Raw genomic sequence first — 15228 nt, forward strand, 5'->3', positions numbered from 1 at the left:
TTTTTTTCTATATATTGCGTAAGACTCTACAAAGTTTGCAAATTTTGCTACACTCGGGACTCAACAGGATTTGTTCAATTAAACCGCTATGCATTGCCCATTTTGCAATACTGCCGACAGTAAAGTGATTGATTCACGCTTGGCCGCTGAAGGCTGTCAGATTCGCCGCCGCCGCGAATGTATCAGTTGTAATGAACGTTTCACGACTTTTGAAAGTTATGAAGTGGTGATGCCGCGTGTCATCAAATCGGATGGTAAAAATGAACCCTTTGATGAAGCCAAATTGCGCCGTTCTCTGATGCATGCCTTGCAGAAACGTCCGGTGACACAGGAACAGATTGAAACCGTACTCAGTGATATCCAGCTGCAGATCCGTCGCTTGGGAGAACGTGATGTGAAGTCGCGAACGATTGGTGAAATTGTCATGCAGTCGTTATTCGCGCTGGATCATGTCGCTTATGTCCGTTTTGCCTCGGTTTATCAGGATTTTCAGGATGTCGAAGCTTTTCGCCGTCAGATTGAACAGATGCAACTACGCGAAAATCAAGACCAGACATGACTGAATTCAAGCGGGAACAGAGCTGGATGCATCGTGCTATTGAACTGGCGCGGCAGGGCCAGTATTCCACCAAGCCGAATCCGAATGTTGGCTGTGTGATTGTGAAAGATGGGGTGATTGTCGGTCAGGGTTTTCATCCTCAAGCCGGACAGCCACATGCAGAGGTTTTTGCACTGCGCGAGGCCGGAGAGCAGGCACGTGGGGCAACCGCTTATGTGACTCTGGAGCCTTGTGCACATTATGGCCGTACGCCACCCTGTGCCAAAGGGCTGGTTGAGGCCGGTGTGGCCAAGGTGGTGGTGGCCTGTCCTGACCCGAATCCCCTGGTGGCAGGTAAGGGTGTACAGATCTTGCAAGATGCCGGCATTGAAGTGGAAGTGGGGATCGCTCAGAAAGAAGCCCACGCCTTAAATGAAGGTTTTTTGAAAGCGATGGCCAGCGGGATGCCTTATGTGCGCCTTAAAGTTGCCTCGAGTTTAGATGGCCGTACTGCTATGGCTTCCGGTGAATCGAAATGGATTACCGGAACCGAGGCGCGTCAGGACGTGCAGCATTGGCGCGCCATTTCTGGTGCGGTCCTGACCGGCATTGAGACTGTACTTACAGATGACTGCCAGTTAAATGTCCGTCAGCTCAATGGTGTTGATGACATGAGCACGGTGGTTCAGCCAAAACGGATTATTTTAGACCGCCAAGGCCGTCTGCCATTGACAGCGAAAATTCTAGCGCAGCCTGACAGCGTGATGGTCATGGGGCCATTCCGTCAAGAGCTGGCTGATCTGGGTGTGTTACAATTAGCAGTGCAGCCTTTAACACAATTATTGGCTCAGCTGGCTGGGCAGTACCAGATTTATGATGTGCTGGTGGAAGCAGGGGCGACCTTATCTACGGCATTTTTACAAGAACAATTGGTTGATGAATTGATCAGTTACGTTGCACCCACCCTATTGGGCCGTTCTGCACGTACTATGTTTAATGCAGAATTCAGCCGTATGGCCGAACAACTCCGATTTAAGCTGCGCGATGTAACTCGCTTCGGTGAGGATGTGCGCTTCAGGTTAATTCCTTTTCAAGAGACACTATGAGTTCAGAGTCTACGGTTTATCATAAACGTCGCCATGCGGCGCGTACCACCGATGAGTATCTTTTCCATCAGCTGGTTCCTTATCTGGGCAACAAACGCCGTCTGCTGCATTTAATTCTGGAAGCGCTTGAGAGTACAGGCACCTTAAACCGTACTGATGGCCGTGCTCCTATTTTTGCCGACTTCTTTGCCGGCTCTGGTGTGGTCTCACGTTTGGCTCGTCAAAACGGTTACCGGGTGATTGCCAATGACTGGGAACCCTACAGTCATGCGCTGAATCATGCGGTGCTGGCCTGTACTGAGGCACCAGCGTTTAAAGAATTGGGGGGCTATCAGAAAGCCATTGATTATCTAAACCGTCTGCCCGAAGTCAAAGGCTGGGTGACGCATAACCTGTGTCCACGTAATGATGAAATTTATGATCCGTCGCGTGACCGTTTGTTTTTTAAACGCCGTAACGGGATGCGGATTGATGCAATCCGCCAGCAGATTGCCACCTGGCAGGCACAAGGTGCAATTGATGATGTCGAAATGAGTGCTTTGCTGGCACCACTATTATATTCAGCCAGTTTTGTCAGCAATACTTCCGGCGTATTTAAAAGTTTCCATCATGGCTGGGGCGGCAAGACCCAGACCGCACTGGAACGGATTGAATCTTTACTCTGGCTGACGCCAAGCCGCTTCTGTGAAGACAAGAAACATCAAGGGCCGACCGCTGAAATGTGGTGTGTGGATGCCCAACATCTGGCCAATCAGATGAGCAGTTTTGAGGTCGATGTGGCGTATCTGGATCCGCCGTATAACCAGCATGCCTATAGCAGTAATTATCATGTACTGAATGCGCTGACTTTATGGGATCAGGTCGATCTGCCGACACCAGATACCAAGGGCTTCAAGAGTGGTATTGACCGCGCCTGGCGTAAAGAACGTCCGAGCCAGTACAACTCTTCCAAGTATGCCAAAGAGGCGTATGAGACCTTGCTGGCCACGATTAATGCACGTTTTATTCTGACCAGTTATTCCACCGACGGGAATATCAGTGCGACCGATTTATTGCAGGCCAACCTGAAACGCGGTCGTGTGACTCTGCTAACCCAGGATGTGCCACGTTATCGGGTCAGCAAGCAGCGCCAGTCAGAACGTGCACGCGTACTCGAATTTATTGTGATTACCGATACGCATGCCAAATCAGGCCCACCCATCCGTCAGCTGCTGAGCCAGTTGCATCATTATGCAGAGCTGGGCGGTGTAGATACAACCGGGGTCAGTACCCAGTTGGCCTTGTGGTAAGCGCATAAAAAAGGAAATAAAGATGTTTACAGGTATTATTGAAAGTCTGGGCAAAGTTGAAAGTCTGCAAAGTGTCGGAGGGGATGTGCGTTTACGTATTCAGACCGATCTGGATATGTCGGATGTACATCTCGGTGACTCGATTGCCACCAATGGTATTTGCCTGACCGTGATTGACTGGGGCGAGAACTGGTATGCAGCGGATGTGTCGCGTGAAAGCCTGAACCGGACCACACTGGGACAATGGAAAGTCGGACAGCCTGTGAATGTTGAAAAAGCCATGCTGCCCACCACCCGTTTTGGTGGGCATATTGTATCTGGGCATGTCGATGCCGTGGGTGAAATTACCATCGTTCGTGAAGATGCTCGCTCGGTATATTATGAAGTGACGGCACCGGCTGAAATTGCCAAATATCTGGCAGAGAAGGGCTCAGTCACCGTTGATGGCATCAGTCTGACCATTAACCATTTACGTGGCAGTGTCATCAGCCTGAACCTGATTCCGCATACAGCTGAGCGGACCAATATCGGTAGCTGGAAAGTCGGGACAAAAGTAAATCTGGAAGTTGATGTGCTGGCCCGTTATATCGAGCGTTTGCTGCTGGGAGATAAGGCCGCAGAAACCACCCAGCAATCAAAAATCAGTATGGAGTTTCTGGCTGAAAATGGCTTTTTAAAATAAGTCCAACTCCAGAATTCCCGGCAGTCTAGTTGAAAAATTAGACTGTTTTTTTGTTTTTGGAGATAATACCGCGTATAACTTGCGATTTTAGCCCCAATGGACAGATCGAATGCTCGATTTTTTACTTCATCTTGAACAATCCTTGCCCTTATTGCTAGACCAGTATGGGGTATGGATCTATGCGATTCTGTTCCTGGTGATTTTCGCAGAAACCGGCTCAGTATTTTTCTTTTTCCTGCCTGGCGATAGCCTGCTAATTGCCATCGGGGCACTGTGCTCGACGACAGACCTGATCACCTTACATTCTGTCGGTTTATTACTGTTCATTGCTTCTACTCTGGGATATACCGTCAATTACTACACGGGCAGAGCGCTAGGGCTGAAGTATTTCAATGAGCATTCACGCTTTTTCAAGCCGGAATATATAGTCAAAACCAATCATTATTTTATGAAGCATGGCGGCAAGACTATCCTGATTGCACGTTTTATTCCCTTTGTGCGTTCCTTCGGACCTTTTGCCGCCGGTTCCGGGCATATGAACCTGATGACCTTTAGTTTGTATAATGTGGTTGGTGGAGTACTCTGGATTAGCAGCCTGTTGGGGGTGGGCTATATTCTTGGTAATACCGCCTTTATGCTGGCTGACCTTTTTAAATTTTGACGTTTTAGAGCTGAACTGAGCTTGATTATTTTTTATTCGGCCTGTACGGCTTGGAGCAGATCGCGCGTCCAAAGCCCTTGTCTTGTTGAATTTTTAAGGCTTCGATCGACCATGCATAGATAAAAACTTTTAGATTTACCTTGAATTTATTGATGAACCCTGGATGTTTGGTTCTTTCAGACCAATCACAGCGCTATAAGAAAAAAATCAAATCAGATAGCGGCCAGTGTGAGTATGGCTCAGCCTATTGTGATAGATTAGAATTTTGAAGAATATAGTCAATTTCTTCTTTGGCGGCAGCACGCAGCTTATCGCGTAGTGCATTCACTGTTTGTTCAATGGCACTTTCGGCCTCGAGTTCCAGACGTAAACGTACACTGTCGAGTTCAGACCGAATCTGGGAATCTTCAATACGGTATTGACCTGCAGAAAAATCCAGCACCTGTTCAGGGTTTTTTTGATAACGCGCGGTGTAGTGCTGTATCTCAGTATCAAGCTGCTGACGCATTTCGATTAATTTTCGGTTTTGTTCAGCAAATTTGAGTTCTTCATCCCGGCGTAGCTGTTCAGCATAGGCCTGTACTTCAGCACGTTTTTTGTTTAGGGCTTTTTCCAGTGCCTGCTGTCTTCGAATACGAGCCTCTTCAATCAGTTCAGCCTTGCGCTGTGCATAGGCGGCTTCAATCCGGCGCTCCGATTCTAGTTGGAATTTTTGATCATGTAGCAGCCATTCTTCCAGAACGGTTTCAGGCTTGAGTACATCACAGATCCGCGAGAGGTCATCGATAAAGGTCTGACGCACAGCCTCAGGCGTATTTAACCAGCGCTGTTTAAAATCTGGACCTACATTTAATGCCACTTGCATCTCCTTGTTTATCGTCTTGCTTAAAGTTTATAGGTCTGAGGTTGAATACCAAAACGGCGATATTGTTTGAACTTTTCACGCCCCAGCTGCTTGGCCGGCTCATTGTTTTCAATAATCTCAATAATGTGACTAAATTTCGCATCCGGTTCAAGTGCTTCCGGACTAAAATTAAAAATAATCCAGCCCGGCTGTTTGGGGAGCTGTGCTGAAATACAGACCACAGCCTCAGGCTGCTCAATACCATGCGGAATAAAGCTGACTGGATCAAAGCTCCAGAGCAGCTCATCAAGTTCCTGCTGCAGGGCAGGATCGGCACAATACAGCCAGATGCGTTCGGGTTGACGCAAAATCTTGCGGCATAAACGACAAGTGCTGTCCACTTGTCGTTCAGGGCTTTTTTCAAATAAGTAGAAGCTGACCTTAGCCATTCACTTGAACACGATTAGCCAGGAATTGCATTAATAGTGGCACTGGACGGCCTGTCGCGCCTTTATTGGGACCAGAGTTCCAGGCAGTCCCGGCAATGTCGAGATGCGCCCAGCGATAATCACGGGTAAAGCGTTGCAGGAAGCAGGCAGCGGTGACTGAACCGGCTTTAGGGCCGCCAATATTGGCAATATCGGCAAATGGTGAATCGAGCTGTTCCTGATAGTCATCCAGCACCGGCATGCGCCATACGCGGTCAAATGCGTTCTGGCCAGCAGTTTCCAGCTCGACAGCCAGCTCGTTATCCGGAGTGAACATGCCTGTAAGCACGGAACCCAGCGCCACTACACAGGCACCGGTTAAAGTTGCAATATCAATTACCAGCGCAGGATTAAACTGTTTGACATAGGTCAGGGTGTCGCACAGAACCAGACGGCCTTCTGCATCGGTATTTAAAATTTCAACGGTTTGGCCGCTCATGGTGGTGACAATGTCGCCTGGACGGGTCGCTTTGCCGGATGGCATATTTTCAGCCGCAGCAATTGTGCCGACCACATGAATCGGTAAACGGGCTTCACACAGGGCACGCATGGTTCCCAGTACCGAAGCAGCACCGCACATGTCGTATTTCATCTCGTCCATGCCTGCGCCCGGTTTAAGTGAAATGCCGCCAGTATCAAAGGTAATGCCTTTGCCGACCAGCACAACAGGCGCTTCGCTACGTTCGGCCTGATATTCCATACTGATAATACGGCCCGGACGCTCCGAACCTTTACTGACTGCCAAAAAGGCACCCATCCCGAGATCCGCCATTTGCTGCTCATCCAGTACGGTGACTTTCAACAAGTCTGGATATTCCGCTGCCAGGGCCTGTGCCTGTTCTGCCAGATATTCCGGGAAGCAGATATTTCCTGGGCGGTTGCCCAGATCACGTGCCAGATTCTGGCCGCTCTGTACCGCCTGAATCAGCTGCAGCTGTGCTGAATCTAAGGCGCTTTGTGCGGTGATCAGGTCAATCTGTTCCAGAATAAACTCATTTTTCTTCGATTTGTATTCGTCATAGCCATAGTTGGCCTGAGTCAGGGCCAGTGCAAAAAGATAGTGCAATTCTTGTGGAAGTTGTGTCAAATCAACAGAAATCTGTTTGAATTTTTTCTGTGTGGATTGAATAATGGTTTGTGCAAGCTTCGCCAGTTTAGCAGGCTGTAATTCAGCAGTTTTGCCCAGTCCAATCAGCGCAGCAGAGTGACACTGGCTGAGCTGATTGATCAGGCTCAGACTCTCGGCAAGGCCTGCCTTGAATTGAGCGGCTTCAATTAATGTGTCGAATTGACTGATCGGGTAATGTGACGTTATTTCCTGAACTTGTTCTGCGTCGACTAAAATCAACAAAGACTGACTTGATCCATTCTCTGGGAATGACGTATTAATTGTAAGTTTCATATCCTGCTTTCACGCCTGCGTAGGTTTGCGAATCATTCAATCATTGAACCATTTATCTCAACAGATTTTCAATGGGAATGACAGCTCAGGTTTTATATTTTTGCTATTCGGGTAAACTAGCACCCATTTTATGGACTTCAATTTGGAAGAATTAATTTGATTATTCGGCGTTATCTGGTCAAGCAAGTAGTATCGACCTCTTTGGTGGTAATTGCCTTATTGACCCTCATCATGATGGGGGGACGACTGATCAAGTATTTTGGTGTAGCTGCTCAGGGCCGTCTGGATGCAGGCATCCTGTTTAGCATCATTGGCTATCGCTTACCAGAATTCTTAACCCTGATTCTTCCCTTGGGGTTCTTTATCGGCCTAATTCTGGTCTTTGGGCGTCTTTACGTCGATCATGAAATGGCAGTATTGAATGGCAGTGGTATCAGCCGGCATCAGTTGGCGCGTTTACTGATTCCGCTCACACTGGTCTATCTGATGGCACAGGGCTTTTTAATGTTATGGGCTTCGCCTTGGGGAATTCGCCAGTTTGAGGCCTTAACCACCAGTCAGGCGGTACGTACCGGCTTTGATCTGGTGCGACCCAAAGAGTTTATCTCTTCTGGGCCTTATACCATCTATGCTGGGGATTTATCGGAAGACCGGAAACACTTAAAGGATATTTTCTTCTATCAGCGTGCGGAAAAAGAAGGCAAGCCGGATGTCATGATTCTGGCCCAGGAAGCAACCCGAATAGAAATCCCCAATGATTCTGCGAATGTGGTCGATCTGGTGCAGGGGCGCCGTTATGAAATCTACCCGGGGACTCCGCAATATACACATGCGGAATTTGCCAGCTATCGTCTGCGGATTGAAAATGATAAAGAGGCAGAGCTGGCCAGTGATGAAGTCGAGGCTTTACCAACATCGCAGTTGTGGCAGAAGCGTGATGATCCGGTCGTGGTCAGCGAACTCGGCTGGCGGATTTTTGTTCCATTTGCGATGGTGATTGCATTGATTCTGGCAGTAGGCCTGTCTGAGGTCAGTCCGCGTCAGGGGCGTTATCTCAAACTCTTTCCGGCACTGATGATTTTTGCCAGTTTGATTGTGGCCCTGATGGCGGTCAAAACCCGGATCAGTAAAAATGAAATGGGCATCGCGGCTTATCCTCTGATTCTACTGGCCTATGCTGTGGGTGGGGCACTGTTCTCGCGTAAGCAGAAGCTGGCTCCCAAAATTAAGAAACAGATTCAGCGAGTGAGGTCTTAACAATGTTCGCACGTCGTATAGTGGCCAAACATGTGACCTATACCACCGCTATGGCCATGCTAGGAGCCACCGCAGTACTTTCCGGTCTACAGGTTCTGTTTACCTATCTGGGTGAGCTGGGTTCCTTAAAAGAAGGGTATGGAGCCAAGGAGGCTCTGTATTATGTCTTATGGGGTGCACCGAATTATCTTTATGAAATTCTGCCAATTTCAGCCCTGATTGGAGCGGTACTGGGCCTGGGGACATTAGCATCCAATAGTGAACTGATTGTGATGCGCGCCGCCGGCGTCAGCCTGTGGCGAATCGTGGGCTGGGTCATGCGTTCAGCACTTTTGCTGGTGATTCTGTCTTTTGCTTTAAGTGAGTGGGTGATTCCGTATACCAACGAACAGGCCAAAATGGTCAAAAATTCCCAGAAAGCAGCACAGCTGGGAGAAGTCCGCGGCTACTGGACCCGCGAAGGCCAGCGTTTTATCTATATTAATTATGCCAACTCGCAAGGCCAGCTCAGCAATGTGCAGATGCTGGATTTCGATGAAAACTATCGTTTACGCGGAACCCTGCATGCCAGCACCGGCCGTTTTATACAAGATGGCGCCTGGGAGCTGAAAAATACCGAGCAGATGGACATTCTCGCGAATGGCAATGCGACACTGGTTAACAATGCTGAACAGTCATTGGCCTTGGCATTACAGCCGAAATATGTGCATATGGTGACAATTGACCCTGAAGATCTGGCACCCAGCCAGCTGGTAAGCTTTATGAGTTATATGCATGAATATAGTCAGGTGCCCAAGACGTATCAGCTGGCATTCTGGCAAAAACTGGGTTCACCGTTTGCCCTGATTGCCTTGGTGGTGATTGCCTGTTCCTTTATCTTCGGGCCGCTACGCCAGCAATCCATGGGTTTTCGTCTGGTGATTGCCTTGTTTGCCGGTCTCGGCTTTTTCTATCTACAGGACTTTCTGGGTTATGCCAGTCTGGTCTATGCACCATCTCCGGCATGGTTTGTTTTTATTCCCATTCTGATCATGTTTGGAATCGGCGGCTATCTCCTGCATCGGGCACGCTAAGACGCAGGAAAATAGAGCGAATCAATTGTAACAAGCGGCTTGAACCATCTCCAGTCATGGCCTCTTTTTACAAAATTCTGTAAACTAGGGCGATTAATTCGTAGGCTAAAAGAGTATTTCATTATGGCGGATGCAACTGCTGGCAAAATCCCTCACGTTTTGGTGATTATGGATGGTGTGGGTCATCGCGAAGCGGTCGAAGACAATGCGTTTTTAGCAGCTAAACGACCAAATCTAACTGCTATACAGGACAAGCATCCGCATGGTTTGATCTCTGGTTCTGGTGAAGATGTAGGTCTGCCGGATGGCCAGATGGGGAACTCTGAAGTCGGTCATATGAATCTGGGTGCTGGCCGGGTGCTGTATCAGGACTTTACCCGTATTACCAAAGATATCCGGACAGGCGCTTTCTTTGAGCATGAAGTACTGGTCGATGCCGTGGAAAAGGCCAAAGCAAGCCAGGGTGCGGTGCATATTCTCGGCCTGTTGTCTGAAGGCGGGGTACATTCTCACGAAGATCATATCGTCGCGATGGCTGAGCTGGCACTGAAACGTGGTGCCCAAGTCTATTTGCATGCCTTTCTGGATGGCCGTGATACGCCACCAAAGAGCGCACAGCCTTCTTTGCAAAAACTCGATACACTGTTTGCTCAATATCCGGGCCAGGGCCGTATCGTCAGCCTGATCGGTCGTTATTTTGCCATGGATCGTGACAACCGCTGGGATCGAGTCGAGCAGGCTTATCGTTTGCTGACCGAAGGTGAAGCGGTGCGTACTGCTACGACTGCCGTTGAGGGTCTAGAACTTGCCTATGCCGCAGAGGAATCGGATGAGTTCGTCAAGGCTACACGTATTGGTGACATCGTGAAAATTCAGGATGGTGACAGCGTGGTGTTTATGAACTTCCGTGCGGACCGTGCCCGTGAATTAACGCGTGCCTTTGTCGAAAAAGATTTTGCCGGTTTTGAGCGTCAAGTGCTGCCAAGCCTGTCAAAATTCGTGATGCTGACCCGTTATCAGGCCACCATTGATGCACCGGTTGCCTATATGCCGGAAGCGCTGGTGAACTCAATCGGTGAGTATTTATCAAATCTGGGAAAAACCCAGTTGCGTATTGCTGAAACTGAAAAATATGCCCATGTGACGTTCTTCTTTAGCGGTGGCCGTGAAGATGAATATCCAGGTGAAAAACGTATCCTGATTCCATCACCCAACGTAGCGACTTATGACCTAAAACCAGAAATGAGCGCTTATGAAGTGACTGATGAACTGGTCGCAGCCATTCACTCCGGTGAATATGATTTACTGGTGGTGAACTATGCAAATGGTGACATGGTAGGCCATACGGGTGTATTTGATGCAGCCGTTAAAGCGGTTGAAGCCGTAGATACTTGTCTGGGGCGTGTGTATGCCGCTGTTATGGCGAAAAATGGCCATATGATCATCACGGCAGACCATGGTAATGTAGAGCAAATGCAGGATTATCACAGTGGTCAGGTACATACCCAGCATACCACTGAGCTGGTTCCGTTTATCTATGTCGGTCCAAGCTCTGCAACGATTATTGAAGGCGGCGTACTGGCAGATGTGGCGCCGACCTTACTCAACCTGATGCAGCTTCCGGTTCCGGCTGAAATGCAGGGGCGTAACCTGATTGAGCTGCATGCATAATTTTTAGTCTATATACAGGGATAAGAATGATTAAAACACAGGGCAAGTCTGTAATTCTCGCATGCTTCTTAATGTGTTGGAGTCATTCCGTCTGGAGTGCCGGCCCGCAAGAGCCGCCGGCATTTGACGATATGGAAATGGGCCATCAGACTTATGCGGAAACTCCGGTAGCCTCCATTCAAGAATTTGTACAAATCTATGGCATTGTCAAAGATAATTATATTGAAGACAAAAATGATGATGCCCTGTTTCAGCAAGCTATTCAGGGTCTGGTCAGTGGTCTGGACCGCTATTCACGTTATTTATCTCCCGAAGATTATCAACAGTTGCGCCAGTACACCGAAGGTGATTTAGCCAGTATCGATTTTGATCTGGAATTTAATTCCCAGCTCAAGCAATGGGTAGTACACGGTCTTAGGCCAGATGCAGATTCTGCCAAACAGGGCCTGCGTAATGGTGTCACCGTTTACAAGATTGATGATCAGGCCTTAAGCAGCCTGAATCGTGAACAGGTACGGCAATTGCTGAGTGGTGCAATTGGATCTACCTTGAGCATCCAGCTATCGGCACAAAGTCCGGTCATCAGGCTGGTCCGGAATATCAAGGTAGATACAGAAATCAAATCCAGTCTGCATCATAATCAGGTGCTGGTCTTGCAAGTGAAGGTATTCCAGCAGGATACCGCGAATGAAATCCAGCGGATTATTGAAAGCTATCCGGCAAGCCGTCTAAAAGCCGTCCTGTTTGATCTGCGCAATAATCCAGGTGGCCTGCTTTCAGCCGCAGTAGAATCAGCAGACCTGTTTCTTAATCAAGGCATTATTGTCTCGACCAAAAGCCGTTCGGAAGGAAATCAGCAGTTTCAGGCCTTACCAAGCTTTGAATTTCAGAATCTGAAAGTTGGTATTCTGATTAATAACCGCTCTGCTTCTGCTGCAGAAGTTTTTACCGCAGCCCTAAAAGAACACGGCCGTGCCTGGGTGGTGGGTGAGAAAAGCTATGGCAAAGGGGTGGTACAAAAGCTATTTCCACTCAGTAATGGCGCAGCCTTGCAAATGACCGTCTCCCAATACTTCAGCCCGAGCGGCCGGATGATTGAAGGGCTGGGTATCCAGCCGCATCTGACTTATCCGCTTGGCCCAGAAGTACGTGAGGAGAGCTATCTGGATCATGTCGCAGACCTGCTGCTCCTGCAAAAATAATTATTCCTCTTCCTCGATATCCAGTCCGAATTTTTTCAGGCGGTAACGCAGAGAGCGGAAGGACATGCCCAGTTTTTTCGCAGCCAAGGTGCGGTTCCAGTGGGTCATATTCAGTGCATTCAGCAGAACTTCTTTTTCGATTTTTTCTAAATATAATTCCAGACCTTCTTCAGGCAGCTTTCTGGGAATAATAATCTGATCTGAAGAAGCAAGTTCAGCATGGCTTGTCGACTCTTGCAGGACAGGCGCTGTATGGCGCAGAGGAGCGCTTTGCAGGTGTTGCAGATCAATCCTGTCCTCATCACTTAAGGTAATGGCCCGTTCGATAATATTGCGTAATTCACGCACATTCCCTGGATAATACTGGCCCAGTAAAAACTCTTTGCTGCGCCCAGAAAGTGGTTTCACCGGAATATCCCATTCCTGGCAAATTTTCTGGATAAAGTGCTCAGCCAAAATCAGAATATCCTGACCGCGTTCACGTAGCGGCGGCAGGACCAGATCCATGACATGAATCCGGAAATACAGGTCCTGACGGAATTTGCCTTGTTGTACCAGAGCATCCAGATCCTGATGGCTGGCGCTGATTACCCGAAAATCGACATCAATTTCAGTATCTGAACCTAAGGGGCGAATACGTTTTTCCTGAACGGCGCGTAGCAGTTTGACCTGCATGCTCAAAGGTAATTCAGCAATTTCATCCAGAAACAGACTGCCACCATGCGCAGACTGGATCAGTCCTTGCTTGTCCTGGGTGGCACCGGTAAAGCTGCCTTTTTTGTGTCCGAACAGCTCACTTTCCATCAGTTCAGTTGGAATCGCACCACAGTTAATGGCGATAAAAGGCCCTTCACTGCGATTACTGAGGCGATGCACCAGATTTGCAATTACTTCCTTGCCGGTACCGGATTCTCCTGTAATAAAAACCGGCGCCTGAGAACGAGCAATTTTCTTTAAAGTGACACGTAGCTGCTGAATGGGCAGAGACTGGCCAATCAGTAGCTTATATTCTAGTGAATCATTGGCATTATGTTGATCATAATCCACTGGTTTATTAAGTGCTTTTTGTAGTAACTGTTCCAGATGTTTCTGGTTAATCGGCTTGCTGACAAAGTCAAATGCACCTGCTTTGAGGGCCGCAATGGCGATTTCCATATTGCCATAGGCGGTCAGTACAGCCACAGGCAGATCAGGGCAGCGCTGATGAATCCAGTGCAATAATTCCAGGCCATTGCCATCCGGTAGATTCAGATCAGTCAGACAGGCATCATACTGGTGATCAGTAAGGCGCTGTTTAGCATCCTCCAGCCGGTGAGCAATATGTGTACGTATTCCCATGCGCATCAAGGACATCTGCATGAGGGTACAGAGATCCTCTTCGTCATCCACCAATAAGACCAGTGGTTGTTGTTCCACAATTTTCCCCTTTCAATATATTCACGGTATCATTCGTTGGCAGCTAATGCGAAAGCATGCGCCTTGTTCTTGTTGTATATAATTTAATTGTGCCTGATTTGCTTCACAAAAACTATGTGATAAATACAGTCCCAGTCCGGTACCGTTAATTGCGGTGCTATAAAAAGGCTTGAATAACTTCGCCTGATCCGGTACATCGACACCGGTGCCAAAGTCCCGGATATCAATCCATACTTTATGCTGATAAGGATGAATATTCAATTGAATATGGTCGGCATCGGCAGCATTGTGCCGGATGGCATTACGGATCAGGTTAATCAGAATCTGACGGAATTGGGCTTCATCAAACTGAATATAAAGAGACGTATCGCTATTCAACTGAATCTGATCAGCCACATCGGCTAAATCTTCCTGAATAAACAGTGGAATGAATTCATTCAGATGAATCATGACAGGATGCGTTTCCCTGTTTTTCACCATGCTCAAGGTGTCCTGAATAATCCGGTCAATCCGATTGGCCTGCCGGCTGATCATCTGGTTCAGGAGATGCTGCTGTTCTTTTTCTGAATCCTGATAGAGGTCATTGGCCTGTACAATGGCAGCCAGAGGGTTCCGGATTTCATGCGCGATGCTGGCCGAGAGTTGCCCCAGCGCAGCAAGCTTTAATTGCTGCACCTTTTGATTTAACTTTTGCGCATCCTGTAAAACCAGCAGGATCAAGGTCTGATGCGGAACGATCAGTTTTTGTACCTGTACATGAATGTTATAGCGACTTTGCTGGGACTCGAACTGGAACTGTTCCCCATTTTCCAGATTCTCAAAGTGAACCAACTCAAACAGGTCATATTGTGAATGATAGAGTGAAAATCGTTCTTGGCTATAGGTAGGCTCTATGCCGAGCAGATGACAGGCAGCTGGATTGCTCAGCACCACATGATAATTTTCATCCAGAACTAGATAACCGGTTTCAATCTGCTCGAGAATATAGCGGTTAATATTCTGTAACTGGTACAATTCAAGAGATTGGGAAAAGCTCAGATTCTCCAGAATTTGAAAGCGACGGACCGCAATCTGGCCACTGCCATAGACCACAAAAAACAGGAAAGCGAGTAATGCACTATTCCCGATATTGGTTAAGGAAGAAAAGGCAAAAATGCTGCCAATAAAATGCTGATAAATCACACTAATTACAGCAATAAGTGTGATAAATAAGGCCTTATGGGCATCCAGTAGCAGTGAAGCTGAAAAGATGGCAATGACAAACAATAGCCCGATATGCAGATTCGGACCATTGGTGGCCAGGGTTAACAGGCTGAGTACACTAACATCAGTAAAAAAGATCAGAATAAACTGGGCTTGAATCCAGCGCCGGACAAATTTGAGCGTGAACAGCTGAACCGCGTTCACCGCCACCCAAATCCCCAGCGCATAATAATAGAGCTGTGGATACTGATAGTCGGCTGTCAGGTTCGGATAGGTCAGCAGAAAAATCAGCAGCAGACCGGTACTGATAATCAGACGATAAGCACCATACCAGATCCCCAGATGATATTGATTGAGCTGTGAATAGTGAGAAGGTTCCATATGGACCGACTTTTA

Annotated in this window: 14 protein-coding genes; 9 read left to right on the forward strand and 5 right to left on the reverse strand. The window is 48.0% G+C overall.

The annotated features are described in order from the left end of the window. Nucleotides 1–88 precede the first annotated feature (88 nt). From nrdR to NI461_RS00155, 5 genes are all read left to right on the forward strand, one after another. Nucleotides 89–559 carry a transcriptional regulator NrdR gene (nrdR, locus tag NI461_RS00135; protein ID WP_151206620.1) on the forward strand — a complete coding sequence of 157 codons (471 nt, stop codon included), beginning with the start codon at nt 89–91 and terminating at the stop codon, nt 557–559. After that, a complete protein-coding gene (ribD, locus tag NI461_RS00140; protein ID WP_151206621.1) occupies nt 556–1644 on the forward strand; it encodes a bifunctional diaminohydroxyphosphoribosylaminopyrimidine deaminase/5-amino-6-(5-phosphoribosylamino)uracil reductase RibD in 1089 nt (362 codons plus the stop codon). The genes nrdR and ribD overlap by 4 nt, the downstream gene beginning before the upstream one ends. After that, nucleotides 1641–2933 (forward strand): DNA adenine methylase, encoded by a 1293-nt coding sequence (locus NI461_RS00145; protein ID WP_151205585.1) that lies wholly within the window; start codon nt 1641–1643, stop codon nt 2931–2933. Before ribD ends, NI461_RS00145 begins: the two co-directional genes overlap by 4 nt. 22 nt (nt 2934–2955) lie before the next feature. Next, the gene (locus NI461_RS00150; RefSeq protein ID WP_151206622.1) at nt 2956–3615 is read left to right on the forward strand and encodes a riboflavin synthase; all 660 of its coding nucleotides are present in this window, start codon (nt 2956–2958) and stop codon (nt 3613–3615) included. A gap of 109 nt (nt 3616–3724) precedes the next feature. Further along, nucleotides 3725–4276, forward strand: coding sequence for a VTT domain-containing protein (locus NI461_RS00155; protein ID WP_151206623.1), 552 nt, complete (start codon nt 3725–3727; stop codon nt 4274–4276). A 244-nt stretch (nt 4277–4520) separates the two neighbouring features. On the opposite strand, the gene NI461_RS00160 is transcribed toward NI461_RS00155, so the two are convergent. Genes NI461_RS00160 through NI461_RS00170 form a run of 3 tightly spaced genes read right to left on the reverse strand, consistent with a single transcriptional unit; the run spans nt 4521 to nt 7010 of the window. After that, nucleotides 4521–5135, reverse strand: a complete 615-nt coding sequence (locus NI461_RS00160; protein ID WP_151206624.1) for a hypothetical protein — start codon at nt 5133–5135, stop codon at nt 4521–4523. A 26-nt stretch (nt 5136–5161) separates the two neighbouring features. Next, nucleotides 5162–5569, reverse strand: a complete 408-nt coding sequence (locus tag NI461_RS00165; RefSeq protein WP_151206625.1) for a DNA polymerase III subunit chi — start codon at nt 5567–5569, stop codon at nt 5162–5164. Further along, a complete protein-coding gene (locus tag NI461_RS00170; protein WP_151206626.1) occupies nt 5562–7010 on the reverse strand; it encodes a leucyl aminopeptidase in 1449 nt (482 codons plus the stop codon). The genes NI461_RS00165 and NI461_RS00170 overlap by 8 nt, the downstream gene beginning before the upstream one ends. Before the next feature lie 156 nt (nt 7011–7166). Here NI461_RS00170 and lptF point away from each other — a divergent pair, with 156 nt between their 5' ends. The 4 genes from lptF to NI461_RS00190 all read left to right on the forward strand — a co-directional run bounded on the left by lptF (nt 7167) and on the right by NI461_RS00190 (nt 12213). Next, the gene (lptF, locus tag NI461_RS00175; protein WP_253156041.1) at nt 7167–8267 is read left to right on the forward strand and encodes an LPS export ABC transporter permease LptF; all 1101 of its coding nucleotides are present in this window, start codon (nt 7167–7169) and stop codon (nt 8265–8267) included. 2 nt (nt 8268–8269) lie between these two features. Continuing rightward, on the forward strand, nt 8270–9340 hold the full coding sequence (gene lptG / locus NI461_RS00180; RefSeq protein WP_151204057.1) for an LPS export ABC transporter permease LptG: 1071 nt from the start codon (nt 8270–8272) through the stop codon (nt 9338–9340). 123 nt (nt 9341–9463) lie between these two features. Beyond that, complete coding sequence (gpmI, locus tag NI461_RS00185) at nt 9464–11011, forward strand: 2,3-bisphosphoglycerate-independent phosphoglycerate mutase (protein WP_151206628.1); 1548 nt, start codon at nt 9464–9466, stop codon at nt 11009–11011. Between the two features lie 26 nt (nt 11012–11037). Next, entirely contained in the window at nt 11038–12213 is a 1176-nt protein-coding gene (locus tag NI461_RS00190; protein ID WP_151204055.1) for a S41 family peptidase, read from the forward strand. Here NI461_RS00190 and NI461_RS00195 read toward each other — a convergent pair whose 3' ends face one another. Then, the gene (locus tag NI461_RS00195; protein WP_262934050.1) at nt 12214–13629 is read right to left on the reverse strand and encodes a sigma-54 dependent transcriptional regulator; all 1416 of its coding nucleotides are present in this window, start codon (nt 13627–13629) and stop codon (nt 12214–12216) included. A 21-nt stretch (nt 13630–13650) separates the two neighbouring features. Further along, nucleotides 13651–15213, reverse strand: a complete 1563-nt coding sequence (locus tag NI461_RS00200; RefSeq protein ID WP_174660383.1) for an ATP-binding protein — start codon at nt 15211–15213, stop codon at nt 13651–13653. Nucleotides 15214–15228 lie beyond the last annotated feature (15 nt).

The organism is Acinetobacter sp. S4400-12 (assembly GCF_024129495.1).
In the GTDB taxonomy this organism is placed as follows: domain Bacteria; phylum Pseudomonadota; class Gammaproteobacteria; order Pseudomonadales; family Moraxellaceae; genus Acinetobacter; species Acinetobacter lwoffii_C.

Excerpts from the sequence above, each read along its gene's own strand:
- NI461_RS00170 (WP_151206626.1), bottom strand. The coding sequence starts at position 7,010 with ATGAAACTTACAATTAATACGTCATTCCCAGAGAATGGATCAAGTCAG.
- NI461_RS00150 (WP_151206622.1), top strand. The coding sequence starts at position 2,956 with ATGTTTACAGGTATTATTGAAAGTCTGGGCAAAGTTGAAAGTCTGCAA.
- gpmI (WP_151206628.1), top strand. The coding sequence starts at position 9,464 with ATGGCGGATGCAACTGCTGGCAAAATCCCTCACGTTTTGGTGATTATG.
- NI461_RS00145 (WP_151205585.1), top strand. The coding sequence starts at position 1,641 with ATGAGTTCAGAGTCTACGGTTTATCATAAACGTCGCCATGCGGCGCGT.
- NI461_RS00190 (WP_151204055.1), top strand. The coding sequence starts at position 11,038 with ATGATTAAAACACAGGGCAAGTCTGTAATTCTCGCATGCTTCTTAATG.
- NI461_RS00155 (WP_151206623.1), top strand. The coding sequence starts at position 3,725 with ATGCTCGATTTTTTACTTCATCTTGAACAATCCTTGCCCTTATTGCTA.
- lptG (WP_151204057.1), top strand. The coding sequence starts at position 8,270 with ATGTTCGCACGTCGTATAGTGGCCAAACATGTGACCTATACCACCGCT.
- NI461_RS00165 (WP_151206625.1), bottom strand. The coding sequence starts at position 5,569 with ATGGCTAAGGTCAGCTTCTACTTATTTGAAAAAAGCCCTGAACGACAA.
- NI461_RS00200 (WP_174660383.1), bottom strand. The coding sequence starts at position 15,213 with ATGGAACCTTCTCACTATTCACAGCTCAATCAATATCATCTGGGGATC.
- nrdR (WP_151206620.1), top strand. The coding sequence starts at position 89 with ATGCATTGCCCATTTTGCAATACTGCCGACAGTAAAGTGATTGATTCA.
- ribD (WP_151206621.1), top strand. The coding sequence starts at position 556 with ATGACTGAATTCAAGCGGGAACAGAGCTGGATGCATCGTGCTATTGAA.